13 protein-coding genes, 1 rRNA gene and 1 pseudogene are annotated in these 17,783 nt (G+C 66.8%); 11 read left to right on the top strand and 4 right to left on the bottom strand.

Going from position 1 to position 17,783, the window contains the following annotated elements:
* The first annotated feature begins 183 nt into the window (after nt 1–183).
* Nucleotides 184–298, top strand: a 5S ribosomal RNA gene (rrf, locus tag A7X97_RS17250).
* Nucleotides 299–615: 317 nt separating this feature from the next.
* On the opposite strand, the pseudogene A7X97_RS17245 reads toward rrf, so the two are convergent.
* Both A7X97_RS17245 and A7X97_RS17240 read right to left on the bottom strand, forming a co-directional pair.
* Nucleotides 616–2,325: pseudogene (locus A7X97_RS17245) on the bottom strand (M28 family metallopeptidase).
* A gap of 86 nt (nt 2,326–2,411) precedes the next feature.
* Nucleotides 2,412–3,074: a DUF4097 family beta strand repeat-containing protein gene (locus tag A7X97_RS17240; protein ID WP_088496639.1), complete on the bottom strand. Its 663-nt coding sequence runs from the start codon at nt 3,072–3,074 to the stop codon at nt 2,412–2,414.
* A gap of 95 nt (nt 3,075–3,169) precedes the next feature.
* Between A7X97_RS17240 and A7X97_RS17235 the strand changes: the two genes are divergently transcribed.
* Both A7X97_RS17235 and A7X97_RS17230 read left to right on the top strand, forming a co-directional pair.
* A complete protein-coding gene (locus tag A7X97_RS17235) occupies nt 3,170–4,468 on the top strand; it encodes a murein hydrolase activator EnvC family protein (RefSeq protein ID WP_088496638.1) in 1,299 nt (432 codons plus the stop codon).
* Nucleotides 4,469–4,576: 108 nt separating this feature from the next.
* Nucleotides 4,577–6,013, top strand: a complete 1,437-nt coding sequence (locus tag A7X97_RS17230; RefSeq protein WP_088496637.1) for a S41 family peptidase — start codon at nt 4,577–4,579, stop codon at nt 6,011–6,013.
* Between the two features lie 60 nt (nt 6,014–6,073).
* Here A7X97_RS17230 and A7X97_RS17225 read toward each other — a convergent pair whose 3' ends face one another.
* A complete protein-coding gene (locus A7X97_RS17225) occupies nt 6,074–6,766 on the bottom strand; it encodes a rhomboid family intramembrane serine protease (RefSeq protein WP_053498727.1) in 693 nt (230 codons plus the stop codon).
* Nucleotides 6,767–6,993: 227 nt separating this feature from the next.
* Between A7X97_RS17225 and A7X97_RS17220 the strand changes: the two genes are divergently transcribed.
* From A7X97_RS17220 to A7X97_RS17210, 3 genes are all read left to right on the top strand, one after another.
* The gene (locus A7X97_RS17220) at nt 6,994–8,421 is read left to right on the top strand and encodes an outer membrane protein transport protein (protein ID WP_111008238.1); all 1,428 of its coding nucleotides are present in this window, start codon (nt 6,994–6,996) and stop codon (nt 8,419–8,421) included.
* Nucleotides 8,422–8,555: 134 nt separating this feature from the next.
* Nucleotides 8,556–9,155 (top strand): nicotinamide riboside transporter PnuC, encoded by a 600-nt coding sequence (pnuC, locus tag A7X97_RS17215; RefSeq protein ID WP_072169014.1) that lies wholly within the window; start codon nt 8,556–8,558, stop codon nt 9,153–9,155.
* A complete protein-coding gene (locus A7X97_RS17210; protein WP_111008237.1) occupies nt 9,142–10,215 on the top strand; it encodes an AAA family ATPase in 1,074 nt (357 codons plus the stop codon). Before pnuC ends, A7X97_RS17210 begins: the two co-directional genes overlap by 14 nt.
* Before the next feature lie 118 nt (nt 10,216–10,333).
* Here A7X97_RS17210 and putA read toward each other — a convergent pair whose 3' ends face one another.
* Entirely contained in the window at nt 10,334–13,552 is a 3,219-nt protein-coding gene (putA, locus tag A7X97_RS17205; RefSeq protein WP_111008236.1) for a bifunctional proline dehydrogenase/L-glutamate gamma-semialdehyde dehydrogenase PutA, read from the bottom strand.
* Nucleotides 13,553–13,826: 274 nt separating this feature from the next.
* Here putA and A7X97_RS17200 point away from each other — a divergent pair, with 274 nt between their 5' ends.
* The 5 genes from A7X97_RS17200 to A7X97_RS17180 are packed head-to-tail and all read left to right on the top strand — an operon-like array spanning nt 13,827 to nt 17,770.
* Entirely contained in the window at nt 13,827–14,303 is a 477-nt protein-coding gene (locus tag A7X97_RS17200) for a DUF2244 domain-containing protein (RefSeq protein ID WP_021202927.1), read from the top strand.
* An 11-nt stretch (nt 14,304–14,314) separates the two neighbouring features.
* A complete protein-coding gene (coxB, locus tag A7X97_RS17195) occupies nt 14,315–15,271 on the top strand; it encodes a cytochrome c oxidase subunit II (RefSeq protein ID WP_111008235.1) in 957 nt (318 codons plus the stop codon).
* 59 nt (nt 15,272–15,330) lie between these two features.
* Entirely contained in the window at nt 15,331–16,938 is a 1,608-nt protein-coding gene (ctaD, locus tag A7X97_RS17190; protein WP_005407790.1) for a cytochrome c oxidase subunit I, read from the top strand.
* Nucleotides 16,939–16,946: 8 nt separating this feature from the next.
* Nucleotides 16,947–17,183, top strand: coding sequence for a hypothetical protein (locus A7X97_RS17185; RefSeq protein ID WP_088496634.1), 237 nt, complete (start codon nt 16,947–16,949; stop codon nt 17,181–17,183).
* A complete protein-coding gene (locus tag A7X97_RS17180) occupies nt 17,180–17,770 on the top strand; it encodes a cytochrome c oxidase assembly protein (RefSeq protein ID WP_053498717.1) in 591 nt (196 codons plus the stop codon). Before A7X97_RS17185 ends, A7X97_RS17180 begins: the two co-directional genes overlap by 4 nt.
* The last annotated feature ends 13 nt before the right edge of the window (nt 17,771–17,783 follow it).

The following is a 17,783-nucleotide window of genomic DNA, read 5'->3' as shown; positions in this document are numbered from 1 at the left end:
TGCGCCGATGGTAGTGTGGCTCAAGCCATGCGAGAGTAGGTCATCGCCAGGGTTTATACCCAAAACCCCGCTGCTGGCGCAGTGGGGTTTTTCTTATTAAGTGAAGGCATTGCTTTTCTGGATACCTTCCGCCCATGGGCAAGATCGCGAAGCTGGCGCTGCAAGCGCTGCTGCAACCGTCTCCCTGGTGAAATTAGCGCTGTGGAACCACCCGATCCCATCCCGAACTCGGAAGTGAAACGCAGCTGCGCCGATGGTAGTGTGGCTCAAGCCATGCGAGAGTAGGTCATCGCCAGGGTTTACACCCAAAACCCCGCTGCTGACGCAGCGGGGTTTTTCTTTGGGCGCAGGAAACGTGGGTAGTGCCGGCCGCTGGCCGGCAACCCGATGGCGTTACATCGCCCGCTAGATCCACGCCCTGCGTGGATGCCGTCCACGAGGAAGCATGGCGCCAACCAAGGTTGGCCGCTACCAATCGATTGCCGGCCAGCGGCCGGCACTACCGGCAGATCCACACCAGCCGTGGATCTGCCGCCGACGGTACGCAAAAGAAAAGCGGCGCCCCGTGGGGCGCCGCTCTGCTCTCAAGAGTGCTCAGTCGAGCATGGCCCGACTTTACTTGGCCGAAGCCTTGTCCTTCATCATCGCGTCGCGGGCCGCCTTGAACGGGTTGCCTGCATACCAGTTCGGCCAACGATCACCACCGGCCAGTTCCTTGCCCACGCCGTACATCAGCTGCAGGTCTTCGACGGTGCCATCCAGCTTCCAGGTGGCGGCGTCGAACTCGTCCTTCGGGCCATGGTAGCGGTTGGCGCCGTAGTCCGCCGCGGCCTTGCGGCCCGCTTCCACGCCACCCTCGCGCAGGTCCTCGCCGCCATCGGCGTACAGGGCTGGCACACCGGCCTTGGCGAAGTTGAAGTGATCCGAGCGGAAGTAGAAGCCGCTTTGCACCGAGGTCTCACCGTGCAGCGTACGGTCCTGGGCGGCGGCCAACGGCTTGAGGATGTCCTCCAGCTCCGAGCTGCCGAACCCGGTGACGGTCACGTCCTTGGCACGGCCAGCCACCGACATGGCATCGATGTTGATCACGCCGGCGATCTTGTCCAGCGGGAAGGTCGGGTGGGCGACGTAGTACTTCGAACCCAGCAGGCCGGATTCTTCCAGGGTCACGGCCAGGAACACCACCGAACGCTCCGGCTTCGGGTCCTGGTGGGCCATGGCTTCGGCCACTTCGAGAATACCGGCGACGCCGGTCGCATTATCGACGGCGCCGTTGTAGATGTTGTCGCCGGTCTCGCCCTCATGCTTGCCCAGGTGATCCCAGTGCGCCATGTACAGCACCGCCTCGTCAGCGCGCTTGCTACCCGGCAGCACACCCACCACGTTGCGCGACTGCTTCTGTGCGATCTGGCTCTTCAGGTCGACCGCAGCGGTGGCCTTCAGCGGCACCGGCTTGAAACCGCGCTTGCTGGCGTCCTTGTAGGCCTGCGCCAGGTCCAGGCCGGCACCGGCGAACAGTGCCTTGGCCGCGTCGGCGCTCAGCCAGCCCTGCACCGGAATGCGCGCTTCCGGGTCATCCTTGGCCGGCAGGTCGTACTGCGGGCCCGCCCAGGAGTTCTTCACCACGTCCCAGCCGTAGGAGGCGCCGGCGGTGTCGTGCACGATCAGTGCAGCAGCGGCGCCCTTGCGCGCGGCTTCCTCGAACTTGTAGGTCCAGCGGCCGTAGTAGGTCATGCGCTTGCCGTCGAACAGCTTCTCGTCCTCGACGTGGAAGCCCGGGTCGTTGACGAACATGACGACCGTCTTGCCTTTCCAGTCCTGGCCGGCGTAATCGTTCCACTTCTGCTCCGGCGCATCGACGCCATAGCCGACGAACACCAGGTCGCTGGCATCGACCTTTACCTCGGCCTGGCCGGTGCGGGTACCCACCACCATGTCGGTGCCGAACTTCAGCTCGGTGGTCTTGCCGCCCTGGGTGATCTTCAGCACGGTCGATTCGTCGGCCGTGGTCTCGGTCATCGGCACATCCTGGAACCAGCTGTCGCCGTTGCCGGGCTGCAGGCCGATGCGCTGCATCTAGTCGCGGATGTAGTTGACCGTCAGCTCTTCGCCCTTGCTGCCCGGCGCGCGGCCTTCGAACTCATCCGAGGCCAGCGTCTTGACCATCTCGGCGAAGTCGCCGGCATTGATCTCCGGGGAGAACGAATGGGCGGCCGGCTTCGCCGCAGCGGTGTCGGTGGCCGGCGCGGCGGCGGGCGTGTTTTCGCCTTTGCAGGCACTGAGCGCGGCCGCGGCGGCCAGGCACAGGAGGAGTTTGCGGGGCATCGTCGATTCCTGGAGAACAAAGGGCGGCCGCACCTGATGCGCGACCGGTAACAGTGAGTATTACCGAACCGGCAGGTCCGGCGGGTTCAGTCCGCCGGGGCGGTATCGGTGTCGAACGGGATTGGCTCGGCGCCGGTCACCGGGCCGATGCGAGCGGAGCGATGCACGTACAGCACCACTTCGCGTTCGAACTGCAGGGGGCCGGTGACCACCGCATTCGGGCCGATGATCACGCGCGGCTTGCGGCTGGCGGTCAGCGAGACACTGAAGTTCGGCTTGCGCACATGCACACCGCCGTTGACCTGCGAACCGATACCGACGGTGATGTCACCATTGACGGTCTCCACGTCCTTGCCGACGCGGCTCTCGACCAGGCCGATGCCGCCGTTGACGGTCTCGACGCCGCCTTCGATCTGGCTGCCGCGATCGGTGAAGATGCTGCCGTTGACGGTGCTGACGCCGCCACTGGCGATCACTTCACGACCCAGGCGCACACCACCGTTGACCGTTTCGATCTTGCCGGTGCGCGCGCGGTCGGCGACCTTCACCCCGCCGTTGACGGTGTCGATGCTGCCGGTCTCGACGCCCTCGCCGACGCGGATGCCGCCGTTGACGGTGTCCAGCTTGCCGTAGCGTTGCCCGGGTTCGGCGCTGATGCTGCCGTTGACCTTGCTGATGTTCTCCTGCGCACAGACCGGCCCGGTGGCCAGCAGTACGCCCAACAGCAGCGGAATGGAAAGAGTTTTCATGGCGACCTCGATGGATGTGCGGCTGGCAGGCCGCGTGCGGAGATGTCACCATTCCCCGGTAACCCCCGCAACTGCCTGAAGTCACTGGAAAGCCCTTGCGCGACAACGTCTTCCCATCACGCCGACATCACATCGCCGCTGCCCGCGGCGGTCGCTGCCTGCTGCTGGGGCTGGCGTTGGCGCTGGCCCTGCCGCTGCCCAGCGGTGCGCAGACCACCCGCGAGACCGAGCGCAAGCTGCAGAAACTGCGTACCGAACTGAAGGGCGTGGCGCAGGAGCGACGGCAGATCGAGGGCCAGCGCGGGCAGGCATCGCGGCAGCTGCGCGAGGCCGACGAGAAGGTAGCCCGCACTGGCCGTGCACTTGCGCAGACGGAAGCCGCGCTGCGTGAGCAGGGCCGCGCCCTGGCCGAAGCCGAGCAGCGCCGCAGCACGCTGCAGGGCAACCTGGCCCAGCAGCACCGCGAACTGGCCGGGCTGTTGCGCGCGGCGTATCAGCTGGGCAACCACGCACCACTGAAGCTGCTGCTGTCGCAGGACACGGTGGCCGATGCCAACCGCGCCCTGGCCTACCATCGCTACCTGCAGCGCGAGCGTGCGCAGCGGATCACCACGCTGACCGCCGACCTGAAGGAACTGGAAGCGCTGCAGGCGCAGATCGCCGAGCGCAAGCAGAAGCTGCAGGGGACGCAGCAGGACCAGAAACAGCAGGCAGCCGCCCTGGAAGCGGACCGCCGCGATCGCGCAAAGACCGTTGCCTCGCTGGAAGAGCGCTTCAAGGACCAGCGCGAGAAGGAACAGGCATTGGGCCAGGACGCCAAAGCACTGGAAACGCTGCTGGCCAACCTGCGTGCCGCTGCCGCGCGGGCCGAAGCCGAGCGGCGCGCCGCTGCACGCCGGGCCGCCGCCGAGAAAGCCGCTGCCGAGCGCGCCGCACGCCAGGCCGCCGCGCAGGGCCGTCCACCGCCGCCCTCCAAGGTTCCACCTGCGGTGGCGTCGGCACCGGCGCCGAAGGTCGGCGGCCTGGGTTGGCCGTTGTCCGGCAACCTGCTGGCCCGCTATGGCGGCAAGCTGCCCGATGGGCGCACCAGCAACGGTGTGCTGATCGGCGCGCCAGCCGGCAGCACGGTCACGGCCGTGGCCGATGGCACCGTGGTGTTCTCCGACTGGATGACCGGCTACGGCATGATCCTGATCGTCGACCACGGCAACGGCTACATGAGCCTTTACGCGCATAACGACACCCTGCTGAAGGATGCTGGCGCGCGGGTCAGCCGCGGCGATGCCGTGGCCAAGGTCGGCAATTCCGGCGGCCAGGGCGTCACCGCGCTGTACTTCGAGCTGCGCCGTGGCGGGCAGCCGGTCAACCCGGACAGCTGGCTGCAGCGGCGCTGAATCCTGGCCCGCCGAATGCGGGCCGGATTCAACGGGAATTTAGCTGTGCTTCGCGCATAATCGGTGCATGTGCCTTGGGCACCATGCCACCGTCGACAGGAGTGATCCATGCGCGCAGCCCGTACCGCCACCCTCTTGCTGGCCCTGTTGCCAGCGCTGTCCTGGGCGCAGCAGACCGCGCCCGCCCCAAGCCAGGAAACCAGCGGGCAGGCAGCGAACAGCGAGGAGGCGGTGACCTCGAAGGTGCCGCTGGAGGAAATCCGCCGTTTCGTGGCCGTGTACAACGCGGTGCGCGCCGCCTATGTCGACCCGGTCGATGACAAGAAGCTGATGCAGTCAGCCGTGCGTGGCCTGCTGCTCGACCTTGATCCGCACAGCACCTACTTCAACAAGGAAGACGCGCAGGCCTTCGACGAGCAGGCCAACGGTGCCTACGAGGGCATCGGCGTGGAGCTGCAGCAGCAGCCGGACAACGCCAGCATGAAGGTGATCGCGCCGATCGACGACACGCCGGCAGCCAAGGCCGGCATCCTTGCCGGCGATTTGATCATCGCCATCGACGGCAAGCCGATCAGCGCGATCGATGCGAGTGAACCGCTGCGCGGCCCGGCCGGCAGCAAGGTGGTGCTGACCATCGTGCGTGACGGCAAGCCGAAGCCGTTCGATGTCAGCCTGACCCGCCAGACCATCCGCGTGACCAGCGTGCGCAGCCGCCTGCTCGAGCCGGGCTATGGCTACATCCGCCTGAGCACCTTCCAGGCCGATACCGGCTCGGACTTCCAGAAGCACGTGCAGCAGCTGCAGAAGCAGTCCGGTGGCCAGCTCAAGGGCCTGGTGCTGGATCTGCGCAGCAACCCGGGTGGCCTGCTGACGGCCGCCGTGCAGGTCGCCGACGATCTGCTCGACAAGGGCAACATCGTCAGCACCCGTGGCCGCATCAGCATCAGCGATGCCCGGTTCGACGCGACCCCGGGCGACCTGCTGAAGGGCGCACCGGTGGTGGTACTGGCCGATGCCGGTTCGGCCAGCGCCTCGGAAGTGCTGGCCGGCGCGCTGCGCGACAACAAGCGCGCCCGCGTGGTGGGCAGCCGCACCTTCGGCAAGGGCTCGGTGCAGACCGTGCTGCCGCTGGACAACGGCGATTCGGTGAAGCTGACCACCGCGCGCTACTACACGCCCAGCGGCAAGTCGATCCAGGCCACCGGCATCGTGCCGGATGTTGAGTTGAAGCCCGCCGCCACTCCGGCGGAGGATGCCCTGCCGGCCAGTCTGAGCGATTACAGCGAAGCGACACTGCCGGGCCATCTGCGCGGCGATGACGAAGGCACCGAGGGCTACCACGCCGGTGCGGTGCTGCCGGGCGACGGCCCGATCAACGACGCGCTGGCCGAGCTGAAGAACCCCGGTTCGGTGGCCGCACGGTTGAAGGCCGAGGCCGCGAAGGCCGCTGCGGTGAAGCCCGAAGCCAAGCCGGAGGCGAAGGTCGAACCGAAGGCAGACAGCACGCCGGAAGCCAAGCCCGCTCCTGTGCCGGCCAACCCTTGATTCCTGGTCTACGAACGAGCGGGTGAGCGTGGAGCCGGCCAGCGGCCGGCTCTACCTGGATCAGAAGCCGTGCCGCTTGCGCAGGCGGCGCGCGATCGCGGCGCGTACATAGACCCCGTACACGACGCCGAACACGAAGCCGCCGATGTGCGCCCACCAGGCCACCATGCCGAAGCTTGGGCCGATGTGGGCGAACACCACTTGCAGCGCCGCCCAGACGCCGATCAGCAGGTACGCCGGGGCGCGCACGAACTCCAGGAACAGGCCGAGCGGGATCACCACGCCCAGCCGCGCGCCCGGGAACAGGGCCAGATAGGCGCCGATCAGGGCCGACACCGCGCCGCTGGCGCCGATGATGATCTGGTCCGGGCTGCCCATGGTGTAGATCGCGACCAGGTTCGACACTGCGCCGCCGACCAGGAACAGCAGCAGCAGCCGCCACGGCCCCAGCACCCGCTCGGCGGGCAGGCCGAAGATCAGCAGGAACACCAGGTTGCCCAGCAGATGTGACCAGTCGGCGTGCAGGAACAGGGCGGTGAACAGGCGCAGCACGCTGCCGTCCTGCAGGGTCGCCCACCAGTCCAGCGGGTGGGTCAGACCGGTGGACAGGGCGCCCCAGTCCAGCCAGAGGCTGCCGCGGGCATCGTCCGGACGCGAGATCGACCACAGGAATGCCAGCCACAATGACGCGAACAGCACGGGCGTGGCCCAGCGCAGGGCCGCCTTCTTGCGGGACGGGAGCGAGACGAACATGCCAATAGCCTAGCGTGCGGCCACTTTCGGTGGGGATGGTCCTGTTCAGCTTTTGAGACGAAAAAACCGCCTGCGCTGTTATTGTTTCATTAACAGGTCTGGGTAATACTCGCATACGGCGTCGTATGTCGGGAGGGGAATCCGGCGCGCTCCGATGGGTCCCAGGACCCGGCGGGCGCAGGCGCACTCAGAGCACCATCACCGCTTACCGGAGAGAGAGAACTACGATGCAAACCGCTTCCACCATTGCCCGACTGACCCTGCTGGCCGTCGGCGTTGCCGGTGCGCTGGCCGCCGCCGATGCCAATGCTGCCGCCTTCCAGCTGAAGGAAAACAGCGCCAAGGGCCTGGGCCGCGCGTTCGCCGGCTCCACCTCGACCGAAGGTGACGCCTCGGTCATCGCCACCAACCCGGCCTCCATGCGCCTGCTCGACGGCACCCTGGTCCAGGGCGACGTCAGCGCCATCAGCTTCGGCGCCAAGTTCCGCGGCCAGGGCCAGTACGGCAACGGCGCGCCGATTTCCGGTGGCAACGGCGGCGACGCCGGCATGATCGCCCCGGTTCCGGCCGCGTACTTCCACGTGCCGTTCGGCGAGAACGACAACATGCACTTCGGTGCTTCGCTGACCGTGCCGTTCGGTTTCAAGACCGAATACGACCGCGACTGGGTCGGCCGCTACAACGGCGTCAAGACCGAGCTGCAGGCCATCGACCTGGGCGTGGCGTTCTCCTATGACGTCAACCCGTACCTGTCGTTCGGTGCTTCGGTGTTCGCCGAGCGCCTGAACGTCGACCTGACCAACGCTGTCGATACCGGCACCGCGATCAACGCCACGGCCCAGCGCACCGCTGCGGCGCGTGTGCTGGCTGCAGGCGGCACCGCAGCCCAGGCTGCGGCGGCGTCGCAGGCCGCTGCACGCCAGGCCGCCCAGCTCGGCTTCTCGCCGGGCACCGCCGATGGCTACCTGCGCATCAAGGGCGACGAAGTGTCGGTCGGCTACACCCTGGGCATGACGGTCACCCCGGTGGAAGGCACCAACATCGCCTTCAGCTACCGCTCGAAGGTCGAGCACAAGATCACCGACGGCAAGGCCGACTTCACCATCCCGCAGAACGCTGCCGCCTTCCTGGCCACTGCCGCCCCGGGTACCTTCATCGACAGCAACGGCCGCGCCACCATCACCCTGCCGGCCAGCGCCACCATGGGCTTCACCCACCGCGTGAACGACCAGTGGCAGATCATGGCCGAGGTCACGCGCACGGCGTGGAGCAAGTTCGACCAGGTCACCGTCGACTATGACTCCAACCAGCCGGACAGCGTGCTGCCGTTCCACTACCGCGACACCACCTTCGCGTCGATCGGTACCGATTTCCGCGTGAACGACAAGCTGACCCTGCGTGGCGGCCTGGCGTACGACCAGACCCCGACCACCGACGCCCACCGTGACGTGCGCGTGCCGGACACCACCCGCAAGTGGCTGTCGCTGGGCCTGACCTACGCCGCTTCGGACAAGATGGAATACAGCGTGGGTTACACCCACCTGTTCACCAAGGATCCGAACATCACCTCGACCTCGGCCACTGCCAACACCGTGACCGGCAAGTACAAGGTGAGCGGCGACGTGCTGGCGGCGTCGATGCAGTACAAGTTCTGATTCGGGCGATTGCCTGAAGCAGTACGAGGAGAGCCCCGCGCAAGCGGGGCTTTCTTTTTGCGGAGGGTATCCACGCATGGCATGGATCTACGGGTCCGACGACGCAGGACGTGGATCTACGCGACAATGGTGCGATGAACCTGTCCGACCCGAACTTCCAGCTGGAGCTGGCCGCCAATATCGCCGTCGCCGGCTCGATCCTGCTGGCTGGTCGCAACAACGTGCACACCTGGTGGCTGGGCATCGTCGGCTGCGCATTGTTTGCGGCCGTGTTCGAGCGCTCGCACCTGTATGCAGACATGGTGCTGCAGTTCTTCTTCATCGCCATCAGCGTGCTGGGCTGGTGGCAGTGGCTGCGCGGCGACCATGGCGCGCCGCTGCCGATCACTGCGCTGCGGCCGCGTGCGTGGGCCTGGCTGGCGCCGCTGGCGATGGTGGCCACGTTCGGCTACGGCTGGATGCTGACCCGACTGACCAACGCCTATGCGCCTTACATCGATTCGGCGGTGCTGGTGCTGAGCGTGATCGCGCAGATCCTGATGATGCGGCGCAAGCTGGAATCGTGGTGGGTGTGGCTGCTGGTGAACACCGTGGCAGTGCCGCTGTACTACAGCCGTGGCCTGCATCTGACCTCGATCCTCTACATCGGTTTCTGGATAAACGCGCTGGTCGCCCTGCGCCATTGGCGCCATCTGATGCGGACCGAGGCCAAGGCAGCCGATGCCGCCGCCTGAGCGCGTCGCGCGGGGGTTGGTGGTGGGCAAGTTCTGCCCGCTGCACCTCGGCCACGAACGCCTGATCGACTTCGCCGCCACGCGCTGCACGCAGCTGCTGGTGATCGGCTGGTCGCAGCCGGGTTTTGCCGGTTACAGCGCTGCTCGCCGCGAACGCTGGTTGCGTGCGCGCTTCCCCCGGGCAACGGTGGCGGTGCTGGATGATGCGCGGTTGGCAGCGCTGTGTGCCGAACATGGCGTGCCGCCACGCGTGTTGCCGCACGACAGCGACAGCGAGTACGTGCAGCGCGAGTTCACCGCCTGGCTGTGCCAGCACCTGTTCGGTGGCCCGGTGCAGGCGGTATTCACTGGCGAGGACTACGGTGACGGCTTCGCGCAGGCGCTGGCCACGCACTTCGGTGCGCCGGTACGCCATGAGCGGCTCGAACGCGCATTGGACGCCGGGCAGGCGTGCGGCACCCAGCTGCGCGCCGATCCGCACGCGCACCGCCATGGTCTCGCACCGGAGGTGTACGCCGGATACGTGCAGCGCGTGGCCTTCATTGGTGGCGAGTCCAGTGGCAAGACCACGCTGGCGCGGGTGATGGCCGAGCGCCTGCAGACCGCCTGGGTGCCGGAGTATGGCCGCACGCTCTGGGAGCAGCAGGGCGGCGACCTGATGCCGGATGATCTGCTTCACATCGCAATGACCCAGCCGCAGCATGAAGACGAGGGCGCGCGGCGGGCGCATCGCTGGCTGTTCTGCGATACCACGCCGCTGGTGACGCTGGGCTACAGCGGCTGGATGTCTGGTACGGCGCCGGAGGCACTGCGGCAGGCTGCATTGCGGCCATATGACCTGCTGTTCGTGTGCGCGCCGGATATTCCGTTCGATCAGGACGGCACACGGGTGGGCGAAGCATTCCGGGCGCAGCAGCATGCGTGGTACGTGCGCGAGCTGCAGGCGCGGGGCGTCGAATACGTGCTGCTGGAAGGCGATCTGGAGACGCGCATCGCGCGCGTACAGCGTGAGCTGGCGAAGCGGGCGGACAACCGGTTCAGTGTGGCCCTGCCTCTGTAGCGCCGAGCCCACGCTCGGCTGTGCCGGAAAAGCCGAGCGTGGGCTCGGCTCTACAGGAAGCAAAGCACAAAAAACCCCGCGTTCGCGGGGTTTCTTGTTTGCCGCATCAAGCAGGCGATCAGTCGCCCAGGGTCAGCAGCGAGGCGTTGCCGCCGGCGGCGGTGGTGTTCACCGTCACCGTCTTTTCGGTGGCAAAGCGCAGCAGGTAGTGCGGGCCGCCGGCCTTCGGACCGGTGCCGGACAGGCCCTGGCCGCCGAACGGCTGCACGCCGACCACCGCGCCGATCTGGTTGCGGTTGACGTACACGTTGCCGACATGGACGCCGTTGCTGATGCGGTCAACGGTCTCGTCGATGCGCGAATGCACGCCCAGGGTCAGGCCGTAGCCGGTGGCGTTGATCTGGTCGATCACCGCGTCGAGCTGGTCGCCCTTCCAGCGGATCACGTGCAGAACCGGACCGAAGACTTCCTTCTGCAGCTGGCCCAGGTCCTTCAGTTCATACGCGCGCGGTGCGAAGAAGGTGCCATTGGCGGCTTCGGCGGACAGCTCGGCGGCGGCGATCAGGCGCGCTTCGCGGTCCATGCGCTCGGCGTGGTCCTGCAGGATCTTCAGCGCGTCGGCATCGATCACCGGGCCGACGTCGGTAGACAGCAGGCCCGGGTTGCCAACCTTCAGCTCCTTCATCGCGCCGGCCAGCATGGTCATCACCTTGTCGGCGATGTCGTCCTGCACGAACAGCACGCGCGCGGCCGAGCAACGCTGGCCGGCGGAGGTGAAGGCCGAACCGATCGCGTCCTTGACCAGCTGTTCCGGCAGCGCCGAGGAGTCGGCGATGAAGGCGTTCTGGCCACCGGTCTCGGCGATCAGCACGCCGATGGCGGCGTCACGCGCGGCCATCGCACGGTTGATCGCACGGGCGGTCTCGGTGGAGCCGGTGAAGGCCACGCCGGCCACGCGCGGGTCGGCGGTCAGCGCCGCACCCACGGTGGCGCCGTCGCCCGGCAGGAACTGCACCACCTCGGCCGGTACGCCGGCATCGTGCAGCAGCTTCACCGCGTAGTAGCCGATCAGGTTGGTCTGCTCGGCCGGCTTGGCGATGACGCTGTTGCCGGCGGCCAGAGCAGCGGCGACCTGGCCCAGGAAGATCGCCAGCGGGAAGTTCCACGGGCTGATGCAGACGAACACGCCGCGGCCGTGCAGCTGCAGCTCGTTGGATTCACCGGTCGGGCTGGGCAGCTTCTCGGCGTGGCTGAACTGCTCGCGCGCCTGCTTGGCGTAGTAGCGCAGGAAATCCACGGCTTCGCGCACTTCGGCGATGCTGTCGGGCAGGCTCTTGCCGGCTTCCTTCACGCACAGCGCCATGAACTCCGGCATGCGCGCTTCCAGCTGGTCGGCAGCGTGCTCGAGGATGGCGGCGCGGCTGGCGGCCGGGGTGCGGTTCCAGGCCGGCTGCGCAGCCACGGCGTTGGCCAGGGCCTTCTGCACGGTGGCGGCATCGGCGGCCAGCCACTGGCCGACCACCTCGCGGGTGTCGGCCGGGTTGGTCACCGGCAGCGCGGCGCCGGCCGGGTTGGCACCCGGTACCAGCGGCGAGGCCTGCCACGGCTTCACGGCGGCGTTGAGCTGCTCGGCCAGGGCGCGCAGTTCGTTGTCGTTGGCGAGGTTGGCGCCCATGGAGTTCTTCCTGTCGCGGTTCTGGCTGCGCAGCAGGTCAACCGGCAGCGGGATCTTGGGATGCGGAATCGATTCGAACGAGGCGACCATCTCGACCGGATCGCGGATCAGGTCGGCGATCGGCACGCGCTCGTCGGTGATGCGGTTGACGAAGCTGGAGTTGGCGCCGTTTTCCAGCAGGCGGCGCACCAGGTACGGCAGCAGGTCTTCGTGCGAACCGACCGGGGCGTACACGCGGCAGGGCAGGTTCAAGCGGTCGGCCGGCACCACTTCGGCGTACAGGTCGTCGCCCATGCCGTGCAGCTTCTGGTGCTCGTACACGCCGCCGTTGGCGATGCTGCGCACGGCCGCGATCGTGTGCGCGTTGTGCGTGGCGAACATCGGGTAGATCGCGTCCGCATGGGTGAACAGCCGCTTGGCGCAGGCCAGGTAGGACACGTCGGTGTTCTGCTTGCGGGTGAACACCGGGTAGCCCGGGTAGCCTTCGATCTGCGCACGCTTGATCTCGGCATCCCAGTAGGCGCCCTTGACCAGGCGCACCTGGAGGCGGCGACCGGCACGGCGTGCCATGTCGGCCAGGTGGTCGATCGTGTACGGCGTGCGCTTCTGGTAGGCCTGTACGACCACACCGAAGCCATCCCAGCCAGCCAGAGAGGCGTCGGAGAACACCTGCTCGATGATGTCCAGCGACAGTTCCAGGCGGTCGGACTCTTCGGCGTCGACGGTGCAGCCGATGCCGTAGCTCTTGGCCAGCTGTGCCAGTTCCAGCACGCCCGGCACCAGGTCCTTCAGCACGCGCTCGCGCTTGGCGTGCTCGTAGCGGGGGTACAGCGCCGACAGCTTGATCGAGATGCCCGGAGCGTTGTTGACGTCGCCGTCCGGGCGGCCGCCGCGGGCCTTGTGATCACTGCCGATGGCGTGGATCGCGCGACGGTAGTCTTCCAGGTAGCGCAGTGCATCCTTCATGGTCAGCGCGCCTTCGCCGAGCATGTCGAACGAGTAGCGGTAGCTGGCGTTGTCGCCCTTGTGCGAGCGCGACAGCGCTTCGCTGATGGTGCGGCCCATCACGAACTGGTGGCCCATGATCTTCATCGCCTGGCGTACGGCCAGGCGCACCACCGGCTCACCGACGCGGCCGACCAGGCGCTTGAATGCGCTGGGCGCATCGGCGCGCGTGGCGTCGTTCATCTGCACCAGCTTGCCGGTCAGCATCAGGCCCCAGGTGGAGGCATTGACCAGCACCGAGTCGCTGCCACCCAGGTGCTTTTCCCAGTCGGCATCGGCCAGCTTGTCGCGGATCAGCTTGTCGGCAGTGTCCTGGTCCGGAATGCGCAGCAGGGCCTCTGCCACGCACATCAGCAGCACGCCTTCTTCGCTGCCCAGGTCGTACTGGCGCATGAAGGCTTCGATCGCGCCCTGGTCCTTGGCACGCACGCGCACGCGGCCGACCAGGTCGGCGGCCAGCGCCTGCACCCTGGCCTGTTCCTCGGCGGGCAGGCGCGCCTGCGCCAGCAGCTCGCGGACGTGGTTGGCCTCGTCCTTCAACCAGGCATCGGTGATGGCCTGGCGGAACGGGTTGGGGGGCGCCGGCAGTTCCGGCGACAGCAGCGCGCCCGGACGCGGGGCGTCGTGGGCGGCAGGGGAGGAGGAAGGTGCGTTCATGCCGGTCCGGCCAGTGGAAAACTTGGCGATTTTAATCAATTTTGCGGGTTCCGGAAGTGCCCCGCAGACACCTTCATGAAGGGCTGATAGCTATTAACCGTGGTGGATTCGGCGTGTTCAGCAAACCCGGAAAAATTTGTGCTGAATTCGTCATTCGTGCCGCCGACCTCATGCTGTGTTGCAGCATCGGAAAATGTGTGAATGCACCCTTGCTACCTGCGAGAGGGCGGGGCTACCATCGAGACGTTTCCCGCGGCAGGAACGCGGTTGCGACATGATCGAGGTGCTTCCAGCTCCGGATGGGTCAGGTACGCAGCTGCGGCTGCGTCCCCCACGGGCGCTCGATGCCCGGCAGTTCGTCCTGTTGTTCACCGTGTTGTCGGGTGCGATGTGGCTGGTGTCCGCCCTCGGGTGGTGGGCCGGCAATGCATTCGCCCCCCTGTTCGCGCTGCTGTACAGCCTGGTGCTGGCAGCGGCGCTGCGTGCCTTGTGGCGCAGCGGTGAACGGCAGGAGGAGATCCGGGTAGTGCCGGCGTACGTGGAGGTCATCCCCGTACCCGGTGGATCGCCGGTGTTCCGGGCCCACCCGCACTGGGTGCGCCTGCTCACCGACGATGAGAGGGTCCGGCTGGCATCCAGCGGCCGGCAGGTGGAGGTGGGGAGTTTCCTCGCGCCGGCCGAACGCCAGACGCTCGCAGAGACACTTGAAAGCTTGCTCGCCGCCAGCGATGGCGGCAACCGACGACGCTAAGGGTCTAGGCAATGAAGCAAAGCAGCAGGTGGGGCACGAAGTGCGTGAACGCGGTCGCCGCGATGCTGGCGACCGGGGGACTGATTCCGGCGTCGGCCTGGGCCCAGGCGGCCGATCCCAAGCCGTGGCAGCTGAACATGGGCAAGGGGGTGACCCAGACCTCGCGCCTGGCCTGGGAATCGAACAACCTGTCGTTGATCATCTGCACGGTGATCGGCGTCATCGTGTTCGGGGCGATGGCCTACGCCATCTTCAAGTTCCGCAAATCCAAGGGCGCGGTCGCGGCCACCTTCAGCCACAACACCAAGGCCGAGATCATCTGGACGGTGATCCCGGTGATCATCCTGATCGTGATGGCGTGGCCGGCCACGGCCAACCTGATCAAGATGTACGACACCCGCGATGCCGAGATGACGGTCAAGGTCACCGGCTACCAGTGGATGTGGAAGTACGAATACCTCGGCGAGAACGTCACCTTCACCAGCCGCCTGGACCGCGAGTCCGACCGCGTGCGGCAAAGTGGCATCGTGCCGACCCGCGAAAGCCATCCGCACTACCTGCTGGACGTCGACAACCGGCTGGTGTTGCCGGTCGATACCAAGGTGCGTTTCGTCATCACCTCCGACGACGTGATCCACGCCTGGTGGGTACCGGCGCTGGGCTGGAAGCAGGACGCCATCCCCGGCTTCATCAACGAAGCCTGGACCAGCATCGAGCAGCCCGGGGTGTACCGCGGGCAGTGCGCCGAGCTGTGCGGCAAGGACCACGGCTTCATGCCGATCGTGGTCGAGGCGGTGTCCAAGGAGGACTTCAAACAGTGGCTGGCGCAGCGCAAGCCGGCGCCGGCTGCCGAACCCGCCCCCCCTGCGGCACCTGCAGAACCGGCTGCCCCTGCGATCGAAGCACCGGCGGCACCTGCTGCTGCCGAAGCCGGCAGCGCACCTGCGGTTGCGGCCAGCGGCGCGTGATGTAAAGCCCGCGGCCGCTCGCGGCCGCGGTGACAACCGATTCTGAGAGGTGTTTTGCAATGGCGCACTCGGCAGTTGGGCACGACGATCACCATCACCACCAGAGCTTCTTCGAGCGTTGGTTCTTCTCGACCAACCACAAGGACATCGGCACGCTGTACCTGGGTTTCAGCTTCATCATGTTCATCATCGGTGCGGCGATGAGCGTGGTGATCCGCGCCGAGCTGGCGCAGCCGGGCCTGCAGTTCGTCAAGCCCGAGTTCTTCAACCAGATGACCACCGTGCATGCGCTGGTGATGATCTTCGGCGGCGTGATGCCGGCGTTCGTCGGCCTGGCCAACTGGATGATCCCGCTGCAGATCGGTGCGCCGGACATGGCGCTGCCGCGCATGAACAACTGGTCGTTCTGGCTGCTGCCGGTGGCCTTCAGCCTGCTGCTGCTGACGCTGTTCCTGCCGGGTGGTGCACCGGCCGGTGGCTGGACGCTGTATCCGCCGCTGTCGCTGCAGGGCGGCTACAACGTGGCCTTCAGCGTGTTCGCAATCCACGTGGCCGGCATCAGCTCGATCATGGGTGCGATCAACATCATCGCCACCGTGCTGAACATGCGCGCGCCGGGCATCGACCTGCTGAAGATGCCGATCTTCTGCTGGGCCTGGCTGATCACCGCCTTCCTGCTGATCGCGGTGATGCCGGTGCTGGCCGGTGCGGTGACCATGCTGCTGACCGACAAGTTCTTCGGCACCAGTTTCTTCAACGCCGCCGGTGGCGGTGACCCGGTGATGTACCAGCACATCTTCTGGTTCTTCGGCCATCCCGAGGTCTACATCATGATCCTGCCCGCCTTCGGCGTGGTCAGCGAGATCATCCCGACCTTCAGCCGCAAGCCGCTGTTCGGCTACCAGGCGATGGTGTACGCCACCGCCGCGATCGCGTTCCTGTCGTTCATCGTCTGGGCCCACCACATGTTCACCGTGGGCATGCCGCTGGGCGGCGAGATCTACTTCATGTTCGCCACCATGCTGATCTCGATCCCGACCGGCGTGAAGGTGTTCAACTGGGTCAGCACCATGTGGCGGGGCTCGCTGACGTTCGAGGCGCCGATGCTGTGGTCGGTGGCCTTCGTCATCCTGTTCACCATCGGTGGCTTCTCCGGCCTGATGCTGGCGATCGTGGCGGCCGACTTCCAGTACCACGACACCTACTTCGTGGTTGCGCATTTCCACTACGTGCTGGTGACCGGCGCGGTGTTCGCGCTGATCGCGGCGGTGTATTACTGGTGGCCGAAGTGGACCGGGCGCATGTACAGCGAGAAGTGGGCCAAGGTGCACTTCTGGTGGTCGATCGTGTTCGTCAACCTGCTGTTCTTCCCGCAGCACTTCCTCGGCCTGGCCGGCATGCCGCGCCGCATTCCGGACTACAGCGTAGCGTTTGCCGACTGGAACCTGATCAGCTCGATCGGTGCGTTCGGCATGTTCGTCACGCCGTTCATGATGGCCGCGATCCTGCTGTCCTCGCTGCGCAACGGCGAGAAGGCCGAAGCACGCAGCTGGGAAGGTGCACGCGGGCTGGAGTGGACGCTGCCATCGCCGGCACCGGCGCACACCTTCACCACGCCGCCGACCATCCGTCCGGGGGATCTGGCGCATGACGACATCACGCATTGAGGTGGGGCATGCATAACGAGAGCCCACTACAGACCTGCAGAGCCGAGCCATGCCCGGCTGACGAAAAGCAGCCGAGCATGGCTCGGCTCTACAACTACGAAGAGCAGCCGACCAGCGGTCGGCTCTACCAGGGCGGAAGCATCGAACAGCAGCGCCAGCGTGCCCGGCGCACGGCGATGTGGGTCGGCGCCATCGCGGTGCTGGTCTACGTCGGCTTCATCCTCAGCGGGGTGATCGGCCGATGAGCGAGGCACCGGCCAGCACGCGGTCACCCAGTGCCGGGCTGCCGCGCCTGATCGGCGTGGCAGTGGCGGTGTTCCTGCTGACCTTCTCGCTGGTGCCGCTGTACCGCATTGCCTGCGAGAAGGTATTCGGCGTGCGCCTGGAACGCGGCCCGGGTGGTGAAGCCAGTACGGGTGCCGCAGCTGGCAAGCGCACCGTGCGGGTGGAGTTCGATGGCGGCGTCAATTCGCGCCTGCCGTGGTCGTTCCATCCCGAGCAGCTGACCATGGACGTGGTGCCCGGCGAACTCAACGAGGCGCTTTACTTCGCCCGCAACGACAGCCAGCAGGCAGTCGTTGGCAGCGCGGTGCCTTCGGTGGCGCCGGCACGCGCGTCGGGCTTCTTCAGCAAGACCGAGTGCTTCTGTTTCACCGCGCAGACGCTGCAGGCCGGCGAGAAGCGCGACATGCCGGTGCGCTTCATCGTCGATCCGGACCTGCCGCCGGAAATCAAGACGATCACCTTGTCCTACACCTTCTACCGCAACGACGCGTTGTCCGATCGGCTGGCCCCGGCCGCCACCTCGGACGGCGCGCACGCCGCACCCTGACCCGGATACCGAC

It is taken from the genome of Stenotrophomonas sepilia (genome assembly GCF_003244875.1).
Taxonomy (GTDB): Bacteria; Pseudomonadota; Gammaproteobacteria; order Xanthomonadales; family Xanthomonadaceae; genus Stenotrophomonas; species Stenotrophomonas sepilia.
Note: the sequence above shows the minus strand (reverse complement) of the source record. Positions and strands in the feature narration are given on the sequence as shown.